This is a genomic window from Streptomyces sp. SID486 (genome assembly GCF_009865385.1).
In the GTDB taxonomy this organism is placed as follows: Bacteria; Actinomycetota; Actinomycetes; order Streptomycetales; family Streptomycetaceae; genus Streptomyces.
Genome location: NZ_WWJT01000098.1, coordinates 1 through 21,524, shown reverse-complemented (window position 1 = coordinate 21,524; position 21,524 = coordinate 1). Strand labels below are relative to the sequence as shown.

Below are 21,524 nucleotides of genomic sequence, written 5' to 3'. Positions count from 1 at the left end.
CCGCTGACACCGGCGGTGACGATGGCTCCCTCGGCGAGCAGGCACACCCCCTCGGCCACCGGAACGCCGGTGGCGCGCACCCAGGCCGCCAGCTGGTCGTGGAAGGCCCGCTTGTGGGCCCGGACCTCGGCCAGGACCGGCGCGGACGAGGTGCCCAGCTCCCCGTGGACGTTGATCCAGGCGCAGCCGCGGAAGCCGGGCTCGGCGAACCACGCGGCGAGCCAGTCGAAGACCGCCAGCACCCGGCCGCGCGGGTCCGGGACGTCCGCCACGTGGGCGGCCAGGCTCGCGCGCCAGCGCCGGTCGCGCCGCCGGAGCACGGCGACCACGAGATCCTCCTTCGTGGCGAAGAGCCGGTAGATCCGCTTCAGGGGCAGCCCGGACTCCTCCCGGATCCGGTCCATGCCGACCGCCTGGACGCCGTGCGCGTAGAAGAGCGCCTCCGCCGCGTCGAGGAGCGCTTCGCGGTCCAGGCGGGTCTGTTCCTCGGTGACGGGGGCGGGCATGCGTGGCTCCTTGACGGCGAGAACGGTCGTTCTCTACCTTAGTCGCCATGATGGAGAACGCTCGTTCTCGACCTGAGGAGGTCGCCGTGCCCGAAGGCCGCCCGCCCTGCCCGCCGTTCACCCCGGAGACCGCCCGCCAGAAGGTGCGGGCCGCCGAGGACGCCTGGAACACCCGCGACCCCCACCGGGTCGCCCTCGCCTACACACCCGACTCCGTCTGGCGCAACCGCGACTGGTTCATCACCGGCCGGGAGGAGATCGTCGCCTTCCTGACCGACAAGTGGGCGCGCGAACGGGACTACGCGCTGCGCAAGAGCCTCTGGGACTTCCACGGCGACCGCATCGCCGTCCGCTTCCAGTACGAGTGCCGGGACGCCGAGGGCCGGTGGTGGCGCAGCTACGGCAACGAACTGTGGGAGTTCGACGAACACGGCCTGATGCGCCGCCGCGAGGCGAGCATCGACGACGTGCCGATCCGCGAGGCCGACCGGCGCATCTTCGGCCCCCGGACCGCCGACGACAGCGACGCCGACCTCCCGCTGCGCTGACCCCGCCCCGGCCGGGACCGCCCCTCGGCACCCCGCCCGGATGATGGACGGGGGACCTGCGCGCGACGGCGTGGCCGGTAGGCTGACGTGCGGGCCGTGACTGGCGCGCTGGGATGGGACGGACCATCAGGGAGCGGCCCGATCGGGAAGAGTGCCGTGCGCCTGGGCCGAACGTGAATGCCGTACGCACACCGTCCGGAGGTCCCCATGCCCGAGAATTCCGCCCCCCTCTCCGCCGAGTCCACGGCCTTCCGCGCCGCGCTCGACGTGATCCGCGCCGTCGAGCCGCGCGTCGCCGACGCCATCGGCCAGGAGGTCGCCGACCAGCGCGAGATGCTCAAGCTGATCGCCTCCGAGAACTACGCCTCCCCGGCGACCCTGCTCGCGATGGGCAACTGGTTCAGCGACAAGTACGCCGAGGGCACCGTCGGCCGCCGCTTCTACGCCGGCTGCCGCAACGTCGACACCGTCGAGGCCCTCGCCGCCGAGCACGCCCGCGAACTGTTCGGCGCCCGCCACGCCTACGTCCAGCCGCACTCCGGCATCGACGCCAACCTGGTCGCCTTCTGGGCCGTCCTCGCCGACCGGGTCGAGGCCCCCTTCCTGGAGAAGACCGGCGTCCGCCAGGTCAACGACCTCACCGAGGCCGACTGGGCCGAGCTGCGCCAGGCCTTCGGCAACCAGCGCATGCTCGGCATGTCCCTGGACGCCGGCGGCCACCTCACCCACGGCTTCCGCCCGAACATCTCCGGCAAGATGTTCGACCAGCGCTCCTACGGCACCGACCCGGCCACCGGCCTCATCGACTACGAGGCGCTGCGCACCCAGGCCCGCGACTTCAAGCCGCTGATCATCGTCGCCGGCTACTCCGCGTACCCCCGTCTGGTGAACTTCCGGATCATGCGCGAGATCGCCGACGAGGTCGGCGCCACCCTCATGGTCGACATGGCGCACTTCGCCGGCCTGGTCGCGGGCAAGGTCCTCACCGGCGACTTCGACCCGGTCCCGCACGCCCAGATCGTCACCACCACCACCCACAAGTCCCTGCGCGGCCCGCGCGGCGGCATGGTCCTGTGCGACGACTCCCTCAAGGACCAGGTCGACCGCGGCTGCCCGATGGTCCTCGGCGGCCCCCTCCCGCACGTCATGGGCGCCAAGGCCGTCGCCCTGGCCGAGGCGCGGCAGCCCGCCTTCCGGGACTACGCGCAGCGCATCGTCGACAACTCCCGCGCCCTCGCCGAGGGCCTCATGCGCCGGGGCGCCACGCTCGTCACCGGCGGCACGGACAACCACCTCAACCTGATCGACGTCGCCACCTCCTACGGCCTCACCGGCCGCCAGGCCGAGGCCGCCCTGCTCGACTCGGGCATCGTCACCAACCGCAACGCCATCCCGGCCGACCCGAACGGCGCCTGGTACACCTCCGGCATCCGCGTCGGCACCCCCGCGCTCACCACCCGTGGCCTCGGCACGGCCGAGATGGACGAGGTGGCGGCCCTGATGGACCGCGTCCTGACGACGACCGAGCCGGGCACCACCAAGTCGGGCGCCCCCTCGAAGGCGGCCCACGTCCTCGACGAGAAGACCGCGCAGGAGATCGCCCAGCGGGCGACGGACCTGGTCGCCGGGTTCCCCCTGTACCCCGAGGTCGACCTGGGCTGACCGGCGCCCTCAGGGGCAGCCGACGCAGGGGCGCGGGGAACTGCGCGACCGGCCACCCACGGCCCGCAGTCCCCGCGCACCGCGGCGACACCGCCCCCGCAGCGGGGGCCGACCCCACCCGCAGCCTCTGAGAGAATGGGCAGCATGGCTTCCGCTGACCGACCTCGCGTGCTCTCCGGCATCCAGCCCACCGCCGGCTCGTTCCACCTCGGCAACTACCTCGGCGCCGTCCGCCAGTGGGTGGCCCTGCAGGAGTCCCACGACGCGTTCTACATGGTCGTCGACCTGCACGCGATCACGGTCGCGCAGGACCCGAAGGAACTGCGGGACAACACCCGGCTCGCCGCCGCCCAGCTGCTGGCCGCGGGGCTCGACCCGGACCGCTGCACCCTCTTCGTGCAGAGCCACGTCCCCGAGCACGCCCAGCTGGCCTGGGTGATGAACTGCCTCACCGGCTTCGGCGAGGCGAGCCGCATGACCCAGTTCAAGGACAAGTCCGCCAAGCAGGGCGCCGACCGGGCCTCCGTCGGCCTGTTCACGTACCCCATCCTCCAGGTCGCGGACATCCTGCTGTACCAGGCCCACGAGGTGCCCGTCGGCGAGGACCAGCGCCAGCACATCGAGCTGACCCGCGACCTCGCCGAGCGGTTCAACGGCCGCTTCGGCCCGACCTTCACCGTCCCGAGGCCGTACATCCTCAAGGAGACGGCGAAGATCTACGACCTCCAGGACCCCACGGTCAAGATGAGCAAGTCGGCGTCCACGCCGAAGGGCCTCGTCAACCTCCTCGACGAGCCGAAGACCACGGCCAAGAAGGTCAGGAGCGCCGTCACCGACACCGACACGGTGATCCGCTTCGACACCGAGAGCAAGCCGGGCGTCTCCAACCTGCTCACCATCTACTCCACGCTCACCGGCAGGACGATCGCCGAGCTGGAGCAGGACTACGAGGGCAAGATGTACGGCGCGCTCAAGACCGACCTGGCCGACCTCATGGTCGAGTTCGTCACGCCGTTCCGCGAGCGCACCCGGCAGTATCTGGACGACGCCGAGACGCTGGACTCGATCCTCGCCAAGGGCGCGGAGAAGGCGCGCACCGTCGCCGCCGAGACCCTCGCGCAGGCGTACGACCGCGTGGGCTTCCTCCCGGCCAAGCACTGAGGCGTACGACCGCACGGGTCCGCACGGGCAGAGCGCTGCACATCACTTCCGCCGCGCCTGCCCACAGGACATCCGTGGCCGTACAGTCGATATCCGACGGCCGGGACGAAGACGGCCGAGAAGACGACAGACGCGACGACAGGAGACGACGTGGGGACCGTAACGATCGGCGTGTCGATCGCGGTCCCGGAGCCTCACGGCAGCCTGCTCCAGGAGCGGCGCGCGGGCTTCGGCGACCCCGCGGCTCAGGGAATCCCCACGCACGTCACGCTGTTGCCGCCGACCGAGGTCGACGCGGCCGACCTGCCGGCGGTCGACGCGCACCTCGCCTCGGTCGCCGCCGCGGGCCGGCCGTTCCCGATGCGGCTGTCCGGCACCGGCACCTTCCGGCCCCTGTCGCCGGTGGTCTACGTACGCGTCGTCGAGGGCGCCGAGGAGTGCGGCCGGCTCCAGCAGCGGGTGCGGGACGCCTCCGGGCCGATGGCGCGCGAACTGCAGTTCCCGTACCACCCGCACGTCACCGTCGCGCACGGCATCGACGACGCGGCGATGGACCGCGCCTTCGCGGAACTGGCGGGCTACGCCGCCGAGTGGCCCTGCACCGGGTTCGCGCTGTACGAGCAGGGTGCCGACGGCGTCTGGCGCAAGCTGCGCGAGTACACCTTCGGGGGATGCGTCGTACCGCCCCAGCCCGGCCACGCCGACATGTACGTCCCGCGCGTGGCGCCGTGACGGGTGACGCGTCCGGCCGCTCAGCCGAGCCGGCGCATCAGTGCCCGCGGCGCGTGCCGCAGCGCCGACGCCACCAGCCGTAGCGCGCCCGGCACCCAGACCGTCTCCGAGCGCCGGCGCAGGCCGAGTTCGACGGCGGTGGCGACCGCCTCGGGCGTGGTGGCGAGCGACGCCGGCGGCCGTTCCGCCGTCCGTCGCGTGCGCACGAACCCGGGGCGTACGACCATGACGTGCACACCGGTGCCGTGCAGGGCGTCCCCGAGGCCCTGCGCGAACACGTCGAGACCGGCCTTGCTGGAGCCGTAGATGAAGTCGGAGCGGCGAGCGCGTTCGGCGGCGGCGGACAGCACCACGAAGGACCCGTGCCCTTGGGACTGGAGGGCCCGGCCGGCCACCAGGCCCGCCGAGACGGCCCCGGTGTAGTTGGTCTGCACGACCTGGACCGCGCGGGCCGGATCACGTTCGTCGTGCGCCTGGTCGCCGAGGACACCGAACGCGAGCAGCACCATGTCGACGGGGCCCTCGGCGAAGACCTTGCCCAGGGCGGCGTCGTGGGAGCCGGGGTCGAGTGCGTCGAAGGCGACGGTGCGGGTGTCCGCGCCGAGCGCGCGCAGACTCTCGGCGGCCTGCTCCAGGGCGAGGGACGGGCGGCCCGCCAGCCACACCGTGCGGGTGCGGCGGGCGATCAGCCGGCGCGTGATGGCCAGCGCGATCTCGGACGTGCCGCCGAGGACGAGCAACGACCGGGGCAGTGCGGTGGGCGGTTCGCAGACATCCTTCATGACAGCTGACCGTATCGCCCGCATATGACCGTTCCGACGGAGAAACGCGGTGTTGGCGCTCCCCTGCAGCGGGCACAGTCGGATCATGGACTGGCTGAAGAAGCTCCCCGGCATCGGGCCGATCGTCATCCGGCTGACGGCCACGCACGCGTGGCGGTCCTACGAGCGACTGGACCGGGTGAAGTGGGCCCGGCTGGCCGCCGCCATGACCTTCGTCAGCTTCGTGGCGCTCTTCCCGCTGCTGACGGTGGCCGCCGCCGTCAGCGCCGCCACACTCAGCCCGGCCCGGCAGAAGACGGTGGAGCACAAGATCGCCGAGCAGTTCCCCGGCGTCCTCTCCAGCCGCCTCGACCTCACGTCGCTCGTCGAGAACGCCGGCACCGTCGGCGTCATCGCGGGCGCGGCCCTGCTGCTGACGGGCATAGGCTGGGTCGGCCAGGTGCGGGACTGCCTGCGTTCGGTGTGGGAGCTGCCGGACCGCGAGGAGAACCCGGTGCTCACCAAGGCCAAGGACGCCGGCATCCTGCTCGGTCTCGGGGGCGCCCTGCTGGTCACCCTCGCCGCGTCCATCCTCGCCTCGGCCGCCGTCGGCCGGCTGTCCGGGGAGGCCGGACTGGACGAACACGGCTGGGGCAGCGTGCTGCTGAGGGTCGCCGCGTTCGTCGTCGCCGTCCTCGCCGACTTCCTGGTCCTGCTCTACGTCCTGACACTGCTGCCCGGGGTCGAGCCGCAGCGCCGCCGCCTGGTGGTCGCCGCGCTGCTCGGCGCGATCGGCTTCGAACTGCTGAAGCTGCTGCTCAGCGGCTACATCCAGGGCGTCGCGGCGAAGAGCATGTACGGCGCGTTCGGCGTCCCCGTGGCCCTGCTGCTGTGGATCAACTTCACCGCGAAGCTCGTGCTGTTCTGCTCCGCCTGGACGGCGACGGGCAGCAAGGAGGAGGAGGGGGTCGAGCTCACGGACGTGTCCGGCGGCGCATCAGGTCCGGCAGCGGCCACCGGCGGTTGACCAGGAACGCCCCGCCGCCGAGCAGCACCAGCACACCGCCCACGACGGCCAGCGCGATCCCCACACCGCTGGAGCGTGTCCCGGCGGTGGCACTCGCCGCCGGGGTGGCCCCGGGCCCGCCGCCGGCACCGGGCGACGGCTGCGCACCCTGCCCGGGGGACACCCCGGCGCCCGGCCGCGCGGTGGCCGACGAGGCGCTGCGCGGCGCGGCCAGCTCGCCCACCGCGTCGACCTTGCCGATCGCCTGGAATCCCCAGTCGAACAGCTTCGCGGTCTCCTTGTAGACCTCGTTGTGCTCGGGCTTCTGCGGGTTCATCACCGTGACCAGCAGCACCTTGCCGCCCCGCTCGGCGACCCCGGTGAAGGTGGCGCCCGCGTGGCTGGTGTTGCCGTTCTTCACGCCCGCGATGCCCTGGTAGACGGGGACGTCGCTGTCACCGCTCAGCAGCCGGTTGGTGTTCCGGATCGTGGCGGAGCCGAACTTCGCGCTCACGGTGGAGCAGTAGTCGCGGAAGTCCTTCTTCTGCAGCCCGGACCGGGCGAACAGCGTCAGGTCGTACGCCGACGACACCTGCCCCGGCGCGTCGTAGCCGTCGGGGGAGACCACGTACGTGTCCAGCGCCTGGAGTTCCTCGGCGTGGGCCTGCATGTCCTCGACGGTCTGCCGGACCCCGCCGTTCATCGACGACAGCACGTGCACGGCGTCGTTGCCCGAGCGCAGGAAGACCCCGAGCCACAGGTCCTGGACCGAGTAGGTGCCGCCCTCCTTTATCCCGACCACGCTGGAGCCGGCGCCCACCCCCTTGAGGTCCGAGGGGGTCACCTTGTACCGGGTGGTCCGGGAGAAGCGGGGCAGCACCGTGTCCGCGAACAGCATCTTGAGCGTGCTCGCCGGGGGCAGCCGCCAGTGCGCGTTGTGCGCGGCGAGGACCTCGCCCGACTCGGCGTCGGAGACGATCCAGGAGCGGGCGGTCAGGTCCTTGGGCAGCACCGGGACGCCGGGGGCGAGATTGACCTGCGTGCCCGGCTGCCCGAGCCGGGCGCCGCCGAGCGTCGACATCCGGGCCGGGGGCGTGGCCGTCGGACTCGTCGAGGGGGCCGGCGCGGCCAGGGCGGCGGGGGCGGTGACGGACAGGGAGAGCGCGGTGGCGGAGGTGACCAGCAAGGAGCGCCGGCCGGTCTTCTTCGGTGCGGGCACGGTCGAGAACGTACCGGCAGCCGACGGTGAAGTCCCGGCCGCCCCACCCCCGGCACCGGACCCGGCGGCGGACGGCGATACTGGGGACATGAAGCTCAGCCGCCCCGTCTCCTGGTTCCTGCTCGCCTTCGGGGTGTGGAGCTGGGTCATCTGGGTCACTTTCGTCAAGAATCTCGTCAAGGACGGCAGCGGGCTCGCCTTCGACGACGGTCGTCCGACCGCGTACTTCTGGGTGCATCTGCTGCTGGCGGTCGTGTCCTTCGTATGGGGGACGGTCATCGGCGGCATCGGGTTGCGCGGTCTGCGCGCACTGCGCCGGACGTCATAGCGCGGGCGGCGCGGGGCCGCCTCCCCCGGCTGTGAACGAGCTGTGGAACCCGGCGGAAACCGGGCCTCGGTAAGTTCTTCCACAACTGGTCAGAAAGCCCTTCCCCACGGTGAAACCCGTGTGATTAGGTGAGCCGCGTCACTCATGGGGGAGTGGCCGATTCGTGCTGGGCCAGGGGTAGGGCCTCGACGGCCCTGGGGAGGGCACCACCGTGCGATCTGTTCGCATGCGGATTCTTCTGACGCTGCTCGTGCTCGCCGTCGTGGGGGTCGGCGCCTGGCAGCTGCTGCCGTCGCAGGGGGGCGACGACAAGGCCATCACCGTCGGTACGACGGACGCGGTCACCGCACTCGACCCGGCCGGTGCCTACGACGCCGGTTCCTGGGCGCTGTTCAGCAACGTCTTCCAGTCCCTGCTCACCTTCGAGCCCGGCGGCGTCGAGCCGGTCCCGGACGCCGCGGAGAGCTGCGCGTTCGAGGGCAGCGGCCTGAGGACGTACCGGTGCACCCTGCGCTCGGGGATCACGTTCCCGAGCGGGCGCGCGATGACGGCCGAGGACGTGAAGTACTCCTTCGACCGGGTCAGGAAGATCAACTCCGACACCGGTCCGGCATCGCTGCTCGGCACGCTCGCCTCGGTGAGCGCCGACGACGAGCACACCGTCACCTTCCACCTGTCGTCCTCGGACGCCACCTTCCCGCTGAAGGTCGCCACCGGCGCAGGTGTGATCGTGGACAAGGAGAAGTACCCGGCCGACACTCTGCGCACCGACACCGGTGTCGACGGCACCGGGCCGTACACGCTCACGTCGTACACCAAGGGCCAGAAGGCCGACCTCCAGCCGAACGAGCACTACCGGGGGTACCTGAGCGGCACCGGCCGCCCGATCGAGCTGCGCTACTACGCCGACTCCCAGAAGCTGCAGCGCGCCTGGAAGGGCCGCCAGGTCGACGTCGCCACCAGGACCCTGCCGCCGGACGTGCTCTCCGAGCTGAACCCGAGCGACCCGGACCAGCGCGTCACCGACTCCGACAGCGCCGAGACCCGCAACCTGTACCTCAACACCCGCTCCGGCTCCCCGCTGCACGACGCGCGCGTGCGCCGGGCACTGGCCTGGCTGGTCAACCGCGAGCAGCTGGCCGCGACGGTCTACTCGGACACGGTCGATCCGCTGTACTCACTGATCCCGACCGGCATCACCGGCCACACCACCTCGTTCTTCGACAGCTACCCCGAGCCGAGCCCGCAGAAGGCGCGGGAGCTGCTCACCGAGGCCGGGGTGAGCCTGCCGGTGCGCTTCACCTTCGGCTACGGGATCAACCGGGAGGCGAGCGCCGAGGAGGCCGCGCGGCTGAAGAAGCAGCTGGAGGCGGGCGGCCTGTTCAAGGTGGACGTCAAGGGCTACGAGTGGACCGACTTCCAGAAGCGCTGGGCGGCCGGGAAGATGGACGCGTGGTCGGTCGGCTGGGTCGCCGACTACCCCGACCCCGACACCTTCGGCGCCGCGCTGGTCGGCACCGGTTCCACCATGAGCACCGGGTACAGCAACAAGCTGGTCGACCATCTCATCCTGGACAGCCAGCAGTTCGCCGACCGCAGCCGGGCCGCGAAGGACTTCGAGGAGATCCAGCGGGACGTCGCCCATGACGTCCCGCTGATCCCGCTGTGGCAGCGCAAGGAGTACGTGGTCAGCACCGAGGACGTCGGCGGCGCCCAGTACCTGGTGGACGGCACGGGTGTCTTCCGGCTGTGGCGGCTGGGCTGGATCTGACGGGCTGCGCGGCGACGGTGGCCCATGCCCCGGCGGGTAGCGCGGAGACGGCGGACCATCACCCGCGGGGCTGGGCGGCGACGGTGGTCCATGGCCCGGAGGGTTGCGCGGCGACGGCGGTCCATGGCCCGGCGGGTTGCGCGGCGACGGTGGTCCATGGCCCGGCGGGTTGCGCGGCGACGGCGGTCCATGGCCCGGCGGGTGATCACTCCTCCCGCTTGCGCCCCGGGTCCGGCAGTGCCCTGGTCATCCCCGGCAGGAAGTCCGTGAACAGTTCGTGGATCTCCAGCACCAGCGGGCGCAGGACCCGGAAGCGGGCCAGGGAGACGCCGCGGGCGGTCAGCCGGGCCCCGCGCCGGGCCAGCCGGTAGCTGCGCTCCCGTTCCTCGGTGCGGTCGAAGACCCAGTACAGCACCAGTCCCATCTGGGCCAGCCACATCAACTCCGGCAGTACGTCCCTCAGTTCGGGGGCCACCTTGGACTTGGAACCGGCCAGCACCTCGCGGTGCACGCTGATGGCCAGTTCGCGCGCGTGCTCGCTCTCCGGGGAGAAGGGGCTGAGCGGGCTGTCCGGGTCGGCGGCGTTCTTGAAGAACTGGACCGCGAACTCATGGTACGGCCGCGCGATGTCCAGCCACGCGGTGAGCACGCCCGCGAGCCGTGCCTCCAGATCGGTCTCCCGCTCCAGCACCTCCCGGGCCACCGCCCGGTGCTCCGCGGCGATCCGGTCGTAGAACCCCTGGATCAGGTGTTCCTTGCCCTCGAAGTAGTAGTAGGCGTTGCCCACGGAGACCCCGGCCTCCGTGGCGATGGCCCGCATGGTCGTCTTGTCGTACCCGCGTTCCTGGAACAACCGCATCGCGGTCTCCAGGATCAGCGCACGGGTCTGTTCGGACTTGCTGCTCTGGGGGCCGGCCTCGGGGCCGTCGTTCTTCGCGGGCACGGTAGAAGAGCCTAACGAGTGGCGGCGGCGCCGGAGCAGGACGGCGGCTCGTAGCTCCATCCCGTGCCCGGGCGGTAGCTCCAGCCGTCGTCCCGCCGGTACACCCGCTCGCCCCGTCGCGTCTCCTCCCGCCACTTCGCCGCCGCGAGCACCGCACCCCGGGCCAGCGGTGCGCCGGCCGGCGTGGCGAGGCGGTGGGCGAGCGGGCGGTACGCGCGCAGGGCCCACAGGACGACGATCCAGGCCCGCGAGCCCCGGTAGACCTGCCCGGCGTCGCCGACGACGGTGACCTCGTCGAGGGTGACGGCGTGGTCGAGCCCCGGGAAGCGGGCGCGCGCCCCCGCCGAGCCGGCCGGCACCAGCTCCAGCGGGACCAGCTGCGACTGGCGGGCCAGCCAGTGGCGCAGATGGGTGCACAGGGCGCACCCGGCGTCGTACAGGACGGTCAGCCGGCGGACCGGAGCGCCGGCGGCGGCCCGGTCCTGCGCGCAGGTGACGGCGGACATGCCCGTCACGCCCCGGCCGTCGGCGCGATCCACTCCTGCGGCCGGACCGGGGGCACCTGCTCCCGTTCCTGCATCCCGCGCCGGCGGATCCGGCTCAGGACGTAGACGTTGGCCAGGTGCATCACGCCGAGCACCAGCAGGACCACGCCCAGCTTGGTCGACAGGGCCTCGAAGACGCCGCGGGTGTCCTCGATGGTGTCGTCACCGCTCAGGTACAGGGCCACGAAACCGAGGTTGACCAGGTAGAAACCGACGACCAGGAGGTGGTTGACGGCTCCCGCGAGCTTCTCGTCGCCGCGCAGCACGTCGGCGAGGAAGATCCGGCCGTTGCGGCTGAGCGTGCGGGCCACCCAGACGGTCAGCGCGATGCTGACGACCAGGTAGATGACGTAGGCGATGACGGTGCGGTCCATGCCCCACCCCTTCTTGAACGCGTTCAAAACGCTGACAGGAGAGACTGTAGACCTCTTTTTGAACGCGTTCAACCGAATGGGGGAGTCAGCTTCTGCGGCCCAGTGCCGGGCGTTTGGTGTAGTCCGTGAAGCCCAGGACGTTCCCCCAGGGGTCGGCGATCTCCACGGTCCAGCCGGTGACCGCCTGGGACAGCTCGTCCAGCGGCTCGATGCCGGCGGCGGCCAGTTCCCGCGCCGCCACCCGCGCGTCCGGCACCTCCAGCCAGACCCGCGGCGCGGGCCAGTGCGGCGGCCGGTGCCCGAGGCCCTCCTCGGCGCGCAGCAGGATGCCGGGTGTCTCCCCGCCGACCTTCAGCTGCGCGATCCCGGCCTCGTCGAACCGGAACCCCACGGTGAACCCGGCCCGCCGGTAGAAGGCGACGGCCTCGCCGAGGTCACCGACGGGGAGCAGCACGTTGTCGAAACCGAGCAGTTCGTACGACTCTTCGTCTGACATGTCGTCAGATTAAGAGCCGCCCACCCGGTATGCGAGGAGCCCCACCGGAACGGACGTCCGGTGGGGCTCAGGGGTGGTCCCGTCAGCGCATCACGACGGGGCGCCGGGTACCCGCGTTCAGTAGCGGCGCGTGATCAGCGCCCGCTTCACTTCCTGGATCGCCTTGGTGACCTCGATACCGCGCGGGCAGGCGTCCGTGCAGTTGAAGGTCGTGCGGCAGCGCCACACGCCGTCGCGGTCGTTGAGGATCTCCAGCCGCTGCTCACCGGCCTCGTCACGCGAGTCGAAGATGAAGCGGTGGGCGTTCACGATCGCGGCCGGACCGAAGTACTGGCCGTCGTTCCAGAACACCGGGCACGAGGACGTGCACGCGGCGCAGAGGATGCACTTCGTGGTGTCGTCGAAGCGCTCGCGGTCCTCGGCGGACTGCAGCCGCTCACGCGTCGGCTCGTTGGTGTCGTTCGTGACGAGGAACGGCATGACGTCCCGGTACGCCTGGAAGAACGGCTCCATGTCGACGACCAGGTCCTTCAGGACCGTCAGGCCCTTGATGGGCTCGACCGTGATCGGCTTCTCGGGGTTGATGTCCTTGATCAGCGTCTTGCAGGCAAGGCGGTTCTTGCCGTTGATCCGCATCGCGTCCGAGCCGCAGATGCCGTGCGCGCACGAGCGGCGGAAGGTGAGGGTGCCGTCGACGTCCCACTTGATCTTGTGGAGGCCGTCGAGGACCCGCTCCTTGGGGTCGATCTCCAGCTGGAAGTCTTCCCAGGTCGCCTCGGCCGAGACCTCCGGGTTGTACCGGCGGATCCGGAAGGTGACCGTGATGTACGGGGAGTCGGCGAAGCCGGGCTCGGGCTGGCCGGCCGCGTCCGCCTTGTCCAGAACAGGGGTAGCCATCAGTACTTACGCTCCATCGGCTGGTAGCGGGTCTGGACGACCGGCTTGTAGTCGAGACGGACGGTTTCCGAGCCGTCGGCGCCGACCTCGCGGTACGCCATGGTGTGGCGCATGAAGTTGACGTCGTCGCGGTTCGGGTAGTCCTCACGGTAGTGACCGCCGCGGGACTCCTTGCGGGCCAGGGCGGACACCGCCATGACCTCGGCCAGGTCGAGCAGGTTGCCCAGCTCGATGGCCTCCAGGAGGTCCGTGTTGAAGCGCTTGCCCTTGTCCTGGATCGACACGTTGCGGTAGCGCTCGCGCAGCTCGGCGATCTTCTCGACGGCCGTCTTGATCGTCTGCTCGGTGCGGAACACCATGACGTTGGCGTCCATGGTCTCCTGCAGCTCGCGGCGGATCGTCGCCACCCGCTCGTTGCCGGTGGAGTTGCGCAGCCGCTCGATCTGCTCGACGACCAGCGCCTCCGGGTTCTCCGGCAGCTCGACGAAGTCGGCCTTGTGGGAGTACTCGGCGGCGGCGATGCCCGCGCGGCGGCCGAAGACGTTGATGTCCAGCAGCGAGTTGGTGCCCAGGCGGTTGGCGCCGTGCACCGACACGCAGGCGACCTCGCCGGCCGCGTACAGACCGGGGACGACGGTGGTGTTGTCCGCCAGGACCTCACCCTCGACGTTGGTCGGGATGCCGCCCATCGCGTAGTGCGCGGTCGGCTGGATCGGGATCGGGTCCGTGTAGGGCTCGATGCCGAGGTAGGTCCGCGCGAACTCGGTGATGTCCGGGAGCTTGGCGTCCAGCTGCTCCGGCGGCAGGTGGGTCAGGTCCAGGTAGACGTGGTCGCCCTCGGGACCGCAGCCGCGGCCCTCGCGGATCTCCGTGTAGATGGAGCGCGAGACGACGTCACGGGACGCGAGGTCCTTCATGACCGGCGCGTACTTCTCCATGAAGCGCTCGCCGTCCTTGTTGCGCAGGATGCCGCCCTCACCGCGGGCGCCCTCGGTGAGCAGGATGCCCATGCGCCAGATGCCGGTCGGGTGGAACTGGAAGAACTCCATGTCCTCCAGCGGCAGCCCGCGGCGGTAGACCGCGGCCTGGCCGTCACCGGTGAGGGTGTGCGCGTTCGACGTCACCTTGAAGAACTTGCCGGTGCCGCCGGAGGCGTAGATCACGGCCTTCGCCTGGAAGATGTGGATCTCGCCGGTGGCCAGCTCGTACGCCACCACACCGGCCGACTTCTTGACACCGTCGACCTCGGTGATCAGCTGGTCCAGGACGTAGAACTCGTTGAAGAACTCCACGCCCTCCTTGACGCAGTTCTGGTACAGCGTCTGGAGGATCATGTGGCCGGTGCGGTCCGCGGCGTAGCAGGACCGGCGGACCGGGGCCTCGCCGTGGTTGCGGGAGTGCCCGCCGAAGCGGCGCTGGTCGATGGTGCCGTCCGGGGTCCGGTTGAACGGCAGGCCCATCTTCTCCAGGTCGAGGACGGCGTCGATGGCCTCCTTCGCCAGGATCTCGGCGGCGTCCTGGTCGACCAGGTAGTCACCGCCCTTGACCGTGTCGAAGGTGTGCCACTCCCAGTTGTCCTCCTCCACGTTGGCCAGCGCGGCGGCCATGCCGCCCTGCGCGGCACCCGTGTGGGAGCGGGTGGGGTAGAGCTTGGTCAGCACGGCGGTGCGGCTGCGCTTCGTCGCCTCGATGGCGGCGCGCATGCCCGCGCCGCCGGCGCCGACGATGACGGTGTCGTACTTGTGGATCTTCATGATTCTCGCAGCCCCGTGCCTAGCGGATGTTCGGGTCGAAGGTGAAGATCACCAGCGTGCCGAGCAGGATGGTGAACACCGTGGCGGTGTAGAGCAGCGCCTTCAGCCACAGCCGGCTGGTGGGGCGCTCCGCGTAGTCGTTGATGATCGTGCGCAGGCCGTTGGAGCCGTGCAGCATCGCCAGCCACAGCATCACCAGGTCCCAGACCTGCCAGAACGGGGACGCCCAGCGGCCGGCCACGAAGGCGAAGCCGATCTTGGAGACGCCGCCGTCCAGGAACAGCTGGATCAGCAGGTGGCCGAGCACGAGGACGACCAGCACGATGCCGGACAGCCGCATGAACAGCCAGGCCGCCATCTCGAAGTTGCCACGGGTGGACTTCGGGGTCTTCTTGGTGCGCCTGCGCGGCGCCTCGATCAGCGGGGCCGGGTTGTCGACGGTGTAGACGGGGGCGTCCTCGACGGGGCCGACTCCGGACGCGGTGGTTTCAGTCGCGTTGTTCGTCATTGGCGGCGTCAGCTCCCAAAGAGGACACGGTAGGCGTGGCCCAGGACCGAGTAGACCGATCCGATCATCAGCAGGAGCCAGACGACGACGACGGCCCGGAACATCTGCTTCTGGTAGCGCGGGCCCTTCGACCAGAAGTCGACGGCGATGACGCGCAGGCCGTTGAGCGCGTGGAAGAGGATGGCGGCGACGAGGCCGTACTCCAGCAGCGCGACGATCGGCGTCTTGTACGTGGCTACGACCTTGTCGTAGTCCTCGGGGGAGACACGCACGAGAGCGGTGTCCAGGACATGGACGAACAGGAAGAAGAAGATGAGGACGCCGGTGACTCGGTGAGCCACCCAGGACCACATTCCTTCCCGGCCGCGGTACAGCGTTCCAGCCGGCACGGAAGAACCCTCCGGGAGCGGGGACTAGGGCCGCGCCGGCTTCACTGTCGGTCGGGCCCGGCCGGGTACGGTCCACCGGCCCCCAGCATCGTAGCGAGGCGGTGCGCTGTGCTTTACAGGGGGCCTACCTGTGTGATCGAAGTGGCACGCGGTTGGGCTAGCCCGAGCGGCCCAGGAGCGGGCTCGGGGCGGGATCGGGGGCGAGACGTCCCGTTATCTCCCGGGTGCGGACGCGTTGTGGCTGGCCGCGCGGTCCCGCGCGCCGTCCAGCAGGCGCAGCAGCCGTCCTCGGGCCAGGCGGCGCAGCTCCTCCGCGGCCGTGACCCGCTCCTCCTCCCGATCGTTCGTCAATCGTGACCGGATGGCTTCCAGGATGCGGTCGATGGTCTCGGCGTGAGGGACGTCACCCAGATAGATGACGAACGCGTGTCCGAATCTCGCCTCGTACGCTGCGTGCGCCGCGCCGAGCGCCATGTGGGCCGCCGAGTAGGTGTCCTCCGGCAGCTCGGGCATCGACTCGCCGGCCAGCGCCTCGGCCAGGTCGGCCGGTGCGAGGTCGTACGCCGCCTCGTCCGCCGCCGCCAGCAGGGCCTCCGGGTCGGGATACGGCCGGTGGGCGGCGATCCGGTCGGACCAGCGCACGCTGTGCAGGCAGTGCAGCAGAAGGGCCCGTGCCTCGTCGGCGGGGGCCGTGTTGAAGGCGTCGAGAGGCGTGGGGAGATACGGCAGGTGGTGGGCGGGCAGCGTGGGTCCTCGCGTCACATGTGGTGTGGCAGGGGATGCTGTGAAATGTGTGTCGTCAGGTTATCGAGAGTGGTCATGCTGTGTCCGAGGGATACCTGATTTTCACTCGGACGGGAGAGTTTCGGTTCGTTCAGGTGACCACCGGTCCGGGGAGTGGTCGTACGTTGGCAGCGTGACCCAGCACAGGCACCGGGCTTCGGCGCGGCACGTGATACGCAAGCGGGCGGTCGTGGCCGCCGCCTTCGTCGGCACGATCGCGCTCGGCACGGGCGTCGGCGTGTGGGCCTCGTCGGACGGGGGTGGCGGCGAGCGGGCGGGAAGCGCACGGCACTCGTCCTCCGGCCGGGTCTCCGGCGCCGACCCGGCACAGCCGGCCGCGCCGTCGGCGAGCCCCAGCCCGACCCGGAGCTACCCGCTGTCCCGGACGCCGCGCACCATACCCGCGGTGCGCTCCCACACCGCGGCGCGCGGGCCCGGCTGGCGGCCGCGCGCCGGCGGACGGGTGGTCGTGAGCGACGCGGGGCTGGCCGACGAGGGGCGGCTCGTGGCCGGGGAGCTGGGGCTGACGTACGCGGGCCGTACCGACGCCGTGCGGGCGGGCGACGTGCGGCTCGCGCTCGGCGGGAGCGGGAACCGGGAGTCGTACACGATGACCGTCCGGGACGGGCGGGTCGACATCAGGGGGCCCGGCGAGGCGGGCGTCTTCTACGGCACCCGCACCCTGAAGCAGGAGGTGCACGGCGGGGGTACGGCACCCGAGGGCGTCGTACGGGACGAGCCGGCCAAGCCGGTGCGCGGGTTCATGCTGGACATCGCGCGCAAGCCGTACAGCGAGTCCTGGATCGAGGACCGGATACGCGAGCTGGGCGACCTGAAGTACAACGAGCTGGGCCTGCACTTCTCCGACGACCAGGCATTCCGGATCCAGTCCAGCACCCACCCCGAGATCGTCTCGCCGGACCATCTGACCAAGGCGCAGGTCAGGAAGATCGTGCGGCTGGCGGACAGCCGGCACATCACCGTCGTGCCCGAGATCGACTCGCCGGGACACCTGGGGGCCGTCATCGCCGCCCACCCCGACCTCCAGCTGCGCAACGCGAACGGGGTGGCGACCAGGGGCGCGATCGACATCTCCGATCCCGCCTCGGCGAAGATCGTCGACGACCTGCTCGACGAGTACGCCGGGCTGTTCACCGGCGGCCGGTGGAACCTCGGCGGCGACGAGTACCAGGCGCTGACGGTGCGTGACCCGCAGTCCTCCTACCCACAGCTGGCCGCCGCCGCCCGGCAGCGCTACGGCTCCGGCGGCACCGTCGCCGACCTGGCCACCGGCTGGCTGAACGACCGCGCCGACACCGTCCGCGCCCACGGCCGCACGATGCGGGCGTGGAACGACGGCTTCTTCCGGGACACCTCCGTGCAGCCCGCCAAGGATCTCCAGGTCGCCTACTGGACCGGCAAGGAGATCGGCGCCCGGCAGCCGGCGGAGTACCTGAGTGCCGGACGGCAGGTCGTCAACTACAACGACGAGTTCCTCTACTACGTCCTCGGACAGCCGCAGACGTTCGTCTACCCGACGGGACAGCGCATCTACGAGCAGTGGAACCCGCGGGTGGTGCGCGGCACGACCGCCGTACCGGCGCGCTACGACGGGCAGATCCTCGGCGGGACGTTCGCGGTGTGGGGCGACTTCCCCTCCGCGCAGACCCAGGACCAGGTCGCCGCGGGTGTGCGGATGCCGCTGCGGGCCACCGTGCAGAAGCTGTGGGACCCGGGCAGGCCGGCGCTGTCCTGGACCGACTTCCGGAAGCTGGCGGACCGGCTGGGCTGAGAACGGCCGAGAGTCCGGCGGAGGACCGGACCCGGCCGTGAGTCCGGCGGAGGACCGGACCCGGCCGTGAGTCCGGCGGAGGACCGGACCCGGCCGTGAGCCCGGCGGAGGACCGGACCTGGCCGTGAGCCCTGCTGAGGACCGGACCCGGCCGTCCTCGCCGTCGTGGTGGTCCTGCGGCTGACCCGGATACAGGAGCGCAAGGTCGTCTCCGACGAGCTGCCGACGCCGTCCCTTGGCTGAAAACCCGCGGCTGTGACACTCCCGCGCCGTCGCACGCAGTAAGGGGAAATGCGGGCTCCGTACCGGTCGGCGCCCTGGCGAGGGAGACATTCATGAGCCTGGTGGACCTGATCGCACAGGCCGACGAACGCGGACTGGCCGCCGGCGGCCTGGCTTGTTTGGATCGGTGTCTGCCGCTGCTCGGCGGCGACGACGAGCTGCTGCGCCCCCTGTGGGCGTGCCTCGCCGACGGCGCCGACTGGGCCGCCGCCCTGACCCTGGCCCGGGCCGCGCTCGGCCCCGTCGAGCCCGTCGAGCCCGTCGGCGACGAGGCCGTACGGCTCACCCGCAGCATGCTGGAGTCGGCCCCGGCCGAGCGCGGCGCCGCGGCGCTACGGCCCTGGGCCGACGCGTGCTCGCTCGCCTCGCTGCGCGTCCACCGGCTGCTCGACCCGGCCGCCGATGCCGGTACGGCCGCGGAGGCCCCGGACGCCGGGCGGGCCGGGGACACGGCCGACCTGCCCCCGCTCGTCGCGGCCGAGCTGCGCCGCCAGGCCGCGGTGCTGGAGCTGCTCGCCGGACACGGCGCCCAGGGACTGCGCGGGGCACTGGAGGTGTCGGTGGAGGGCCGCCGGGTGCTGCGCGCGGTGGTCTCCCGCCGGGCCCGCAGCGCCGCGGAACCCGGGGCGTGAGGGGGACCTGTGACCTTCCTGCGGTGGACGTGGGACGGTCCTGCGGCGGTTGGCGGAACGTCGGAGAAACGTTTCGAAATGCAGTGACAGAACGCGTCGCGGGCCCGCTCTCCCTTACATGACAGCCCATGCGACAGCCCATGTGACAGCTCACCCGACAGCCCGGTACATGACAGCGCAGCAGGTCACCAGGCCGCACGCCGCGACCAAACCCGTGCGGTGGGCCGCGGACACAGTGGCGACGATGCGTGAGGGCGCGCGGGTGCGGCTCGACTACTCGGCGCAGAGTCTGTGGCGGGTGGACCGGGTGATCGAGGACATACGCCGGGAAGGGCCTCCGTACGCGGCCGTCGAGAGCGTGCTGCGCGGCTTCGGCGCCTACGCCGGGGAGGTGATCGTCCGCCGGACCGGTGCCGAGTGGTGGGCGACCGGGGGCGAGCACTGGGTGCGCACCCCCGACGGCCGGCTGTGGGACCCGATCGACGAGGCCCGCCGCTGCTACGGCGGCCACGGCTCGCTCCGCCTGCTGTGCCGGGACGCGACGGCTCCCGGCTGACCGGCCGGCCGGCTGTGACACTTCCGCCTGGGCCGACGCTGGTGATCGTGGAGGGCGACGGACACGGCCGGAGCGAGACGCACCGGGAGGTGGCGCCACGCAGTGGCCAGGAACTCGGCACGAACGGGGACGGGCTCGGGCCAGGGAGGGCGGTCCCGCCGCCCGCAGCCGCGTGACGGCGAGCTGGGCGAGGCCGTCGCGCGGGCCCAGCAGGGTGACGAGACCGCCTTCGCGGTGGCCTACCGGATCGTGCAGCCCGGCCTGCTGGGCTACCTGCGGGGCCTGGTCGGCGAGGAGGCGGAGGACGTCGCCTCCGAGGCGTGGCTGGAGATCGCCCGGGACCTCGGCCGGTTCCAGGGCGACGGTGCGGGCTTCCGCGGCTGGACCGCGACCATCGCCCGGCACCGCGCGCTGGACCAGCTGCGCCGGCAGCGGGTACGGCCGCGGGCGGCCCGGCTCGAAGAGGACGCCCTGGAACTGCCGGACCGGCACAGCACCCACGACCAGGCGCTGGAGTCGCTGTCCACCGAACGCGCGCTGGAACTGGTGCGGGCGCTGCCCCGGGACCAGGCGGAGGCGGTCCTGCTGCGGGTGGTCGTCGGCCTCGACGGCGGCGCCGGTCACGCCCCGGCAGCGGGCGGTCCTGGACCGCGTGGACGGACTGCGCACGGCGGCCGACATCGCCCGGAATCTGGGCCGGCAGGCGTTCCACACGCTGGTCGACGTCCGCCGGCTGACGGCGGCCGGGCACATCGCGCCGACGGCACCCGCGCCACCGGCCCTCGTACCGCCCCCGCCCCACCCGGTCACCACCGACCCCGACATCGCGCTGCTGAAGAGGCTCAGGGATGCGCTGGAGGCGCTTTGAACGGCACCGCCCCGCCGAGAGGAGAGACCTGATGGTGGCCGAAGAGGACCTGCGGACCGTCCTGGACGAGCTGCACCGGCTGCGCACCCGGGTACCGCAGCTCACCGGCGCCCTCGCGGCCGGCGTCGACGGCCTCGTCGTCGCCCACGACACCCCCGGCGTCGACCCGGAGGGGCTGGCCGCGCTGACCGCCGCCTCGCTCGGCGTCGCCGTACGGGTCTCCGACGCCACCGGCCACGGCGGCTTCCGGGAGCTGCTGGTGCGCGGCGAGCGCGGCTACGTCGCCACCTACGCGGCCGGCCGTACCGCCGTGCTGACGCTGCTCGCCCAGGACCGGGTCAACGTCGGCCGGCTGCACCTGGAGGGCCGCCGGGCCGGCGCCCGCATCGGAGAGCTGCTGGACGCCGCCGAGGCCGCCGCCCGGGCCGTGCCCACGGCCGCGCGGATCCCCCCCGCACGCACCCGCGCCGCACGCGCGCCACGCACCACGACCGCCGAGACACGCACCCCCGAGACACGCACTGCCGAGACACGCACCGCTGAGACACGCACCGCGACAGACAGCTGAGAGGACCATCATGGCCAACACCGAGACCGCACTGAAGGAAGCCCTCACCTCGATCGAGGGCGCCACCGGCGTCGCCCTCGTCGACTACACCAGCGGGATGGCGCTGGGCACGATGGGCGGCAGCAAGAGCTTCGACCTGAACGTGGCCGCGGCCGGCAACACGGACGTCATCCGCGCCAAGATGCGCACGATGGAGATGCTCGGCCTCAAGGGCGACATCGAGGACATCCTCATCAGCCTGTCGGACCAGTACCACCTGATCCGCCTGCTCAAGAGCCGTGGCGGCAACGGCCTGTTCCTCTACCTGGTCCTGGACGCGAGCCGGGCCAACCTGGCGATGGCCCGGCACCAGCTGAAGCGGATCGAGGAGGAACTGGAGGTCTGACGGCCGCTCAGGCGACGGCCGCGGCGCGGCGGCGGGCCCCGCCCGGGGCCGCGTCGCC

The 21,524-nt window shown here is 71.7% G+C and carries 24 protein-coding genes, 2 pseudogenes and 1 riboswitch; of the genes and pseudogenes, 14 read left to right on the top strand and 12 right to left on the bottom strand.

Annotated features, from left to right (window positions below; genetic code table 11):
- Positions 1-506, bottom strand: a 506-nt coding sequence (locus GT045_RS05055) for a TetR/AcrR family transcriptional regulator (protein ID WP_161333401.1), incomplete at its 3' end; no start/stop codon positions are given.
- Between the two features lie 47 nt (positions 507-553).
- Here GT045_RS05055 and GT045_RS05050 point away from each other — a divergent pair.
- The 4 genes from GT045_RS05050 (at position 554) to GT045_RS05035 (ending at position 4,609) form a co-directional block, all read left to right on the top strand.
- A complete protein-coding gene (locus GT045_RS05050; RefSeq protein ID WP_237538356.1) occupies positions 554-1,054 on the top strand; it encodes a nuclear transport factor 2 family protein in 501 nt (166 codons plus the stop codon).
- Positions 1,055-1,140: 86 nt separating this feature from the next.
- A riboswitch (ZMP/ZTP riboswitch) is annotated at positions 1,141-1,229 on the top strand.
- Positions 1,230-1,261: 32 nt separating this feature from the next.
- Positions 1,262-2,716: a glycine hydroxymethyltransferase gene (locus tag GT045_RS05045; protein ID WP_161288378.1), complete on the top strand. Its 1,455-nt coding sequence runs from the start codon at positions 1,262-1,264 to the stop codon at positions 2,714-2,716.
- A gap of 144 nt (positions 2,717-2,860) precedes the next feature.
- Positions 2,861-3,877 carry a tryptophan--tRNA ligase gene (gene trpS, locus GT045_RS05040; protein WP_161288380.1) on the top strand — a complete coding sequence of 339 codons (1,017 nt, stop codon included), beginning with the start codon at positions 2,861-2,863 and terminating at the stop codon, positions 3,875-3,877.
- A gap of 150 nt (positions 3,878-4,027) precedes the next feature.
- Positions 4,028-4,609, top strand: a complete 582-nt coding sequence (locus tag GT045_RS05035; RefSeq protein WP_161288382.1) for a 2'-5' RNA ligase family protein — start codon at positions 4,028-4,030, stop codon at positions 4,607-4,609.
- A 20-nt stretch (positions 4,610-4,629) separates the two neighbouring features.
- On the opposite strand, the gene GT045_RS05030 is transcribed toward GT045_RS05035, so the two are convergent.
- Complete coding sequence (locus GT045_RS05030) at positions 4,630-5,391, bottom strand: SDR family NAD(P)-dependent oxidoreductase (protein WP_161333400.1); 762 nt, start codon at positions 5,389-5,391, stop codon at positions 4,630-4,632.
- Between the two features lie 85 nt (positions 5,392-5,476).
- On the opposite strand from GT045_RS05030, the gene GT045_RS05025 reads away from it, so the two are divergent.
- The gene (locus tag GT045_RS05025) at positions 5,477-6,397 is read left to right on the top strand and encodes a YihY/virulence factor BrkB family protein (RefSeq protein WP_161288386.1); all 921 of its coding nucleotides are present in this window, start codon (positions 5,477-5,479) and stop codon (positions 6,395-6,397) included.
- On the opposite strand, the gene GT045_RS05020 is transcribed toward GT045_RS05025, so the two are convergent.
- The gene (locus GT045_RS05020; protein WP_345942545.1) at positions 6,345-7,595 is read right to left on the bottom strand and encodes a D-alanyl-D-alanine carboxypeptidase; all 1,251 of its coding nucleotides are present in this window, start codon (positions 7,593-7,595) and stop codon (positions 6,345-6,347) included. The two genes, GT045_RS05025 and GT045_RS05020, sit on opposite strands and share 53 nt — an antisense overlap.
- Positions 7,596-7,683: 88 nt before the next feature.
- Between GT045_RS05020 and GT045_RS05015 the strand changes: the two genes are divergently transcribed.
- Both GT045_RS05015 and GT045_RS05010 read left to right on the top strand, forming a co-directional pair.
- On the top strand, positions 7,684-7,923 hold the full coding sequence (locus GT045_RS05015; RefSeq protein ID WP_161296046.1) for a hypothetical protein: 240 nt from the start codon (positions 7,684-7,686) through the stop codon (positions 7,921-7,923).
- Between the two features lie 226 nt (positions 7,924-8,149).
- Complete coding sequence (locus GT045_RS05010; protein ID WP_161333398.1) at positions 8,150-9,694, top strand: ABC transporter substrate-binding protein; 1,545 nt, start codon at positions 8,150-8,152, stop codon at positions 9,692-9,694.
- Between the two features lie 205 nt (positions 9,695-9,899).
- Here the strand turns inward: GT045_RS05010 and GT045_RS05005 are convergent, their stop codons facing one another.
- From GT045_RS05005 to GT045_RS04965, 9 genes are all read right to left on the bottom strand, one after another.
- Positions 9,900-10,637: a TetR family transcriptional regulator gene (locus GT045_RS05005; RefSeq protein ID WP_161296051.1), complete on the bottom strand. Its 738-nt coding sequence runs from the start codon at positions 10,635-10,637 to the stop codon at positions 9,900-9,902.
- An 11-nt stretch (positions 10,638-10,648) separates the two neighbouring features.
- A complete protein-coding gene (locus tag GT045_RS05000) occupies positions 10,649-11,143 on the bottom strand; it encodes a DCC1-like thiol-disulfide oxidoreductase family protein (protein WP_161333397.1) in 495 nt (164 codons plus the stop codon).
- Between the two features lie 5 nt (positions 11,144-11,148).
- Complete coding sequence (locus GT045_RS04995; RefSeq protein WP_161296052.1) at positions 11,149-11,556, bottom strand: hypothetical protein; 408 nt, start codon at positions 11,554-11,556, stop codon at positions 11,149-11,151.
- Between the two features lie 85 nt (positions 11,557-11,641).
- Positions 11,642-12,052 carry a VOC family protein gene (locus GT045_RS04990; protein ID WP_161296054.1) on the bottom strand — a complete coding sequence of 137 codons (411 nt, stop codon included), beginning with the start codon at positions 12,050-12,052 and terminating at the stop codon, positions 11,642-11,644.
- A gap of 117 nt (positions 12,053-12,169) precedes the next feature.
- Positions 12,170-12,949 carry a succinate dehydrogenase iron-sulfur subunit gene (locus GT045_RS04985; protein ID WP_161333396.1) on the bottom strand — a complete coding sequence of 260 codons (780 nt, stop codon included), beginning with the start codon at positions 12,947-12,949 and terminating at the stop codon, positions 12,170-12,172.
- On the bottom strand, positions 12,949-14,703 hold the full coding sequence (gene sdhA / locus GT045_RS04980; RefSeq protein WP_161296059.1) for a succinate dehydrogenase flavoprotein subunit: 1,755 nt from the start codon (positions 14,701-14,703) through the stop codon (positions 12,949-12,951). Before sdhA ends, GT045_RS04985 begins: the two co-directional genes overlap by 1 nt.
- A gap of 19 nt (positions 14,704-14,722) precedes the next feature.
- Positions 14,723-15,211 carry a succinate dehydrogenase hydrophobic membrane anchor subunit gene (locus GT045_RS04975; RefSeq protein WP_161296061.1) on the bottom strand — a complete coding sequence of 163 codons (489 nt, stop codon included), beginning with the start codon at positions 15,209-15,211 and terminating at the stop codon, positions 14,723-14,725.
- Positions 15,212-15,219: 8 nt separating this feature from the next.
- On the bottom strand, positions 15,220-15,600 hold the full coding sequence (gene sdhC / locus GT045_RS04970) for a succinate dehydrogenase, cytochrome b556 subunit (protein WP_161296063.1): 381 nt from the start codon (positions 15,598-15,600) through the stop codon (positions 15,220-15,222).
- A 213-nt stretch (positions 15,601-15,813) separates the two neighbouring features.
- The gene (locus tag GT045_RS04965; protein ID WP_161296065.1) at positions 15,814-16,362 is read right to left on the bottom strand and encodes a 2-oxo-4-hydroxy-4-carboxy-5-ureidoimidazoline decarboxylase; all 549 of its coding nucleotides are present in this window, start codon (positions 16,360-16,362) and stop codon (positions 15,814-15,816) included.
- A gap of 211 nt (positions 16,363-16,573) precedes the next feature.
- On the opposite strand from GT045_RS04965, the gene GT045_RS04960 reads away from it, so the two are divergent.
- From GT045_RS04960 to GT045_RS04930, 7 genes and pseudogenes are all read left to right on the top strand, one after another.
- Positions 16,574-18,175, top strand: a complete 1,602-nt coding sequence (locus GT045_RS04960) for a glycoside hydrolase family 20 protein (protein WP_345942546.1) — start codon at positions 16,574-16,576, stop codon at positions 18,173-18,175.
- 335 nt (positions 18,176-18,510) lie between these two features.
- Positions 18,511-19,089: a hypothetical protein gene (locus GT045_RS04955; RefSeq protein ID WP_161333395.1), complete on the top strand. Its 579-nt coding sequence runs from the start codon at positions 18,511-18,513 to the stop codon at positions 19,087-19,089.
- Positions 19,090-19,258: 169 nt separating this feature from the next.
- Positions 19,259-19,645 carry a hypothetical protein gene (locus GT045_RS04950; protein WP_202515879.1) on the top strand — a complete coding sequence of 129 codons (387 nt, stop codon included), beginning with the start codon at positions 19,259-19,261 and terminating at the stop codon, positions 19,643-19,645.
- A 183-nt stretch (positions 19,646-19,828) separates the two neighbouring features.
- Positions 19,829-20,263: pseudogene (locus GT045_RS04945) on the top strand (sigma-70 family RNA polymerase sigma factor); the annotation flags it as partial.
- Positions 20,262-20,513 (top strand): annotated as a pseudogene (locus GT045_RS39475) (transcriptional regulator); the annotation flags it as partial. The pseudogenes GT045_RS04945 and GT045_RS39475, both read left to right, overlap by 2 nt.
- A 31-nt stretch (positions 20,514-20,544) precedes the next feature.
- Positions 20,545-21,081 (top strand): roadblock/LC7 domain-containing protein, encoded by a 537-nt coding sequence (locus GT045_RS04935; protein WP_161333394.1) that lies wholly within the window; start codon positions 20,545-20,547, stop codon positions 21,079-21,081.
- 10 nt (positions 21,082-21,091) lie between these two features.
- A complete protein-coding gene (locus GT045_RS04930) occupies positions 21,092-21,466 on the top strand; it encodes a hypothetical protein (protein ID WP_161333393.1) in 375 nt (124 codons plus the stop codon).
- The last annotated feature ends 58 nt before the right edge of the window (positions 21,467-21,524 follow it).

Excerpts from the sequence above, each read along its gene's own strand:
- trpS (WP_161288380.1), top strand. The coding sequence starts at position 2,861 with ATGGCTTCCGCTGACCGACCTCGCGTGCTCTCCGGCATCCAGCCCACC.
- GT045_RS05050 (WP_237538356.1), top strand. The coding sequence starts at position 554 with ATGATGGAGAACGCTCGTTCTCGACCTGAGGAGGTCGCCGTGCCCGAA.
- GT045_RS05025 (WP_161288386.1), top strand. The coding sequence starts at position 5,477 with ATGGACTGGCTGAAGAAGCTCCCCGGCATCGGGCCGATCGTCATCCGG.
- GT045_RS04950 (WP_202515879.1), top strand. The coding sequence starts at position 19,259 with ATGACAGCGCAGCAGGTCACCAGGCCGCACGCCGCGACCAAACCCGTG.
- GT045_RS05010 (WP_161333398.1), top strand. The coding sequence starts at position 8,150 with ATGCGGATTCTTCTGACGCTGCTCGTGCTCGCCGTCGTGGGGGTCGGC.
- GT045_RS04955 (WP_161333395.1), top strand. The coding sequence starts at position 18,511 with ATGAGCCTGGTGGACCTGATCGCACAGGCCGACGAACGCGGACTGGCC.
- GT045_RS04935 (WP_161333394.1), top strand. The coding sequence starts at position 20,545 with ATGGTGGCCGAAGAGGACCTGCGGACCGTCCTGGACGAGCTGCACCGG.
- GT045_RS04930 (WP_161333393.1), top strand. The coding sequence starts at position 21,092 with ATGGCCAACACCGAGACCGCACTGAAGGAAGCCCTCACCTCGATCGAG.
- GT045_RS04995 (WP_161296052.1), bottom strand. The coding sequence starts at position 11,556 with ATGGACCGCACCGTCATCGCCTACGTCATCTACCTGGTCGTCAGCATC.
- GT045_RS04975 (WP_161296061.1), bottom strand. The coding sequence starts at position 15,211 with ATGACGAACAACGCGACTGAAACCACCGCGTCCGGAGTCGGCCCCGTC.
- GT045_RS05015 (WP_161296046.1), top strand. The coding sequence starts at position 7,684 with ATGAAGCTCAGCCGCCCCGTCTCCTGGTTCCTGCTCGCCTTCGGGGTG.
- GT045_RS05000 (WP_161333397.1), bottom strand. The coding sequence starts at position 11,143 with ATGTCCGCCGTCACCTGCGCGCAGGACCGGGCCGCCGCCGGCGCTCCG.
- GT045_RS05030 (WP_161333400.1), bottom strand. The coding sequence starts at position 5,391 with ATGAAGGATGTCTGCGAACCGCCCACCGCACTGCCCCGGTCGTTGCTC.
- sdhA (WP_161296059.1), bottom strand. The coding sequence starts at position 14,703 with ATGAAGATCCACAAGTACGACACCGTCATCGTCGGCGCCGGCGGCGCG.
- GT045_RS05045 (WP_161288378.1), top strand. The coding sequence starts at position 1,262 with ATGCCCGAGAATTCCGCCCCCCTCTCCGCCGAGTCCACGGCCTTCCGC.
- GT045_RS04990 (WP_161296054.1), bottom strand. The coding sequence starts at position 12,052 with ATGTCAGACGAAGAGTCGTACGAACTGCTCGGTTTCGACAACGTGCTG.
- GT045_RS04985 (WP_161333396.1), bottom strand. The coding sequence starts at position 12,949 with ATGGCTACCCCTGTTCTGGACAAGGCGGACGCGGCCGGCCAGCCCGAG.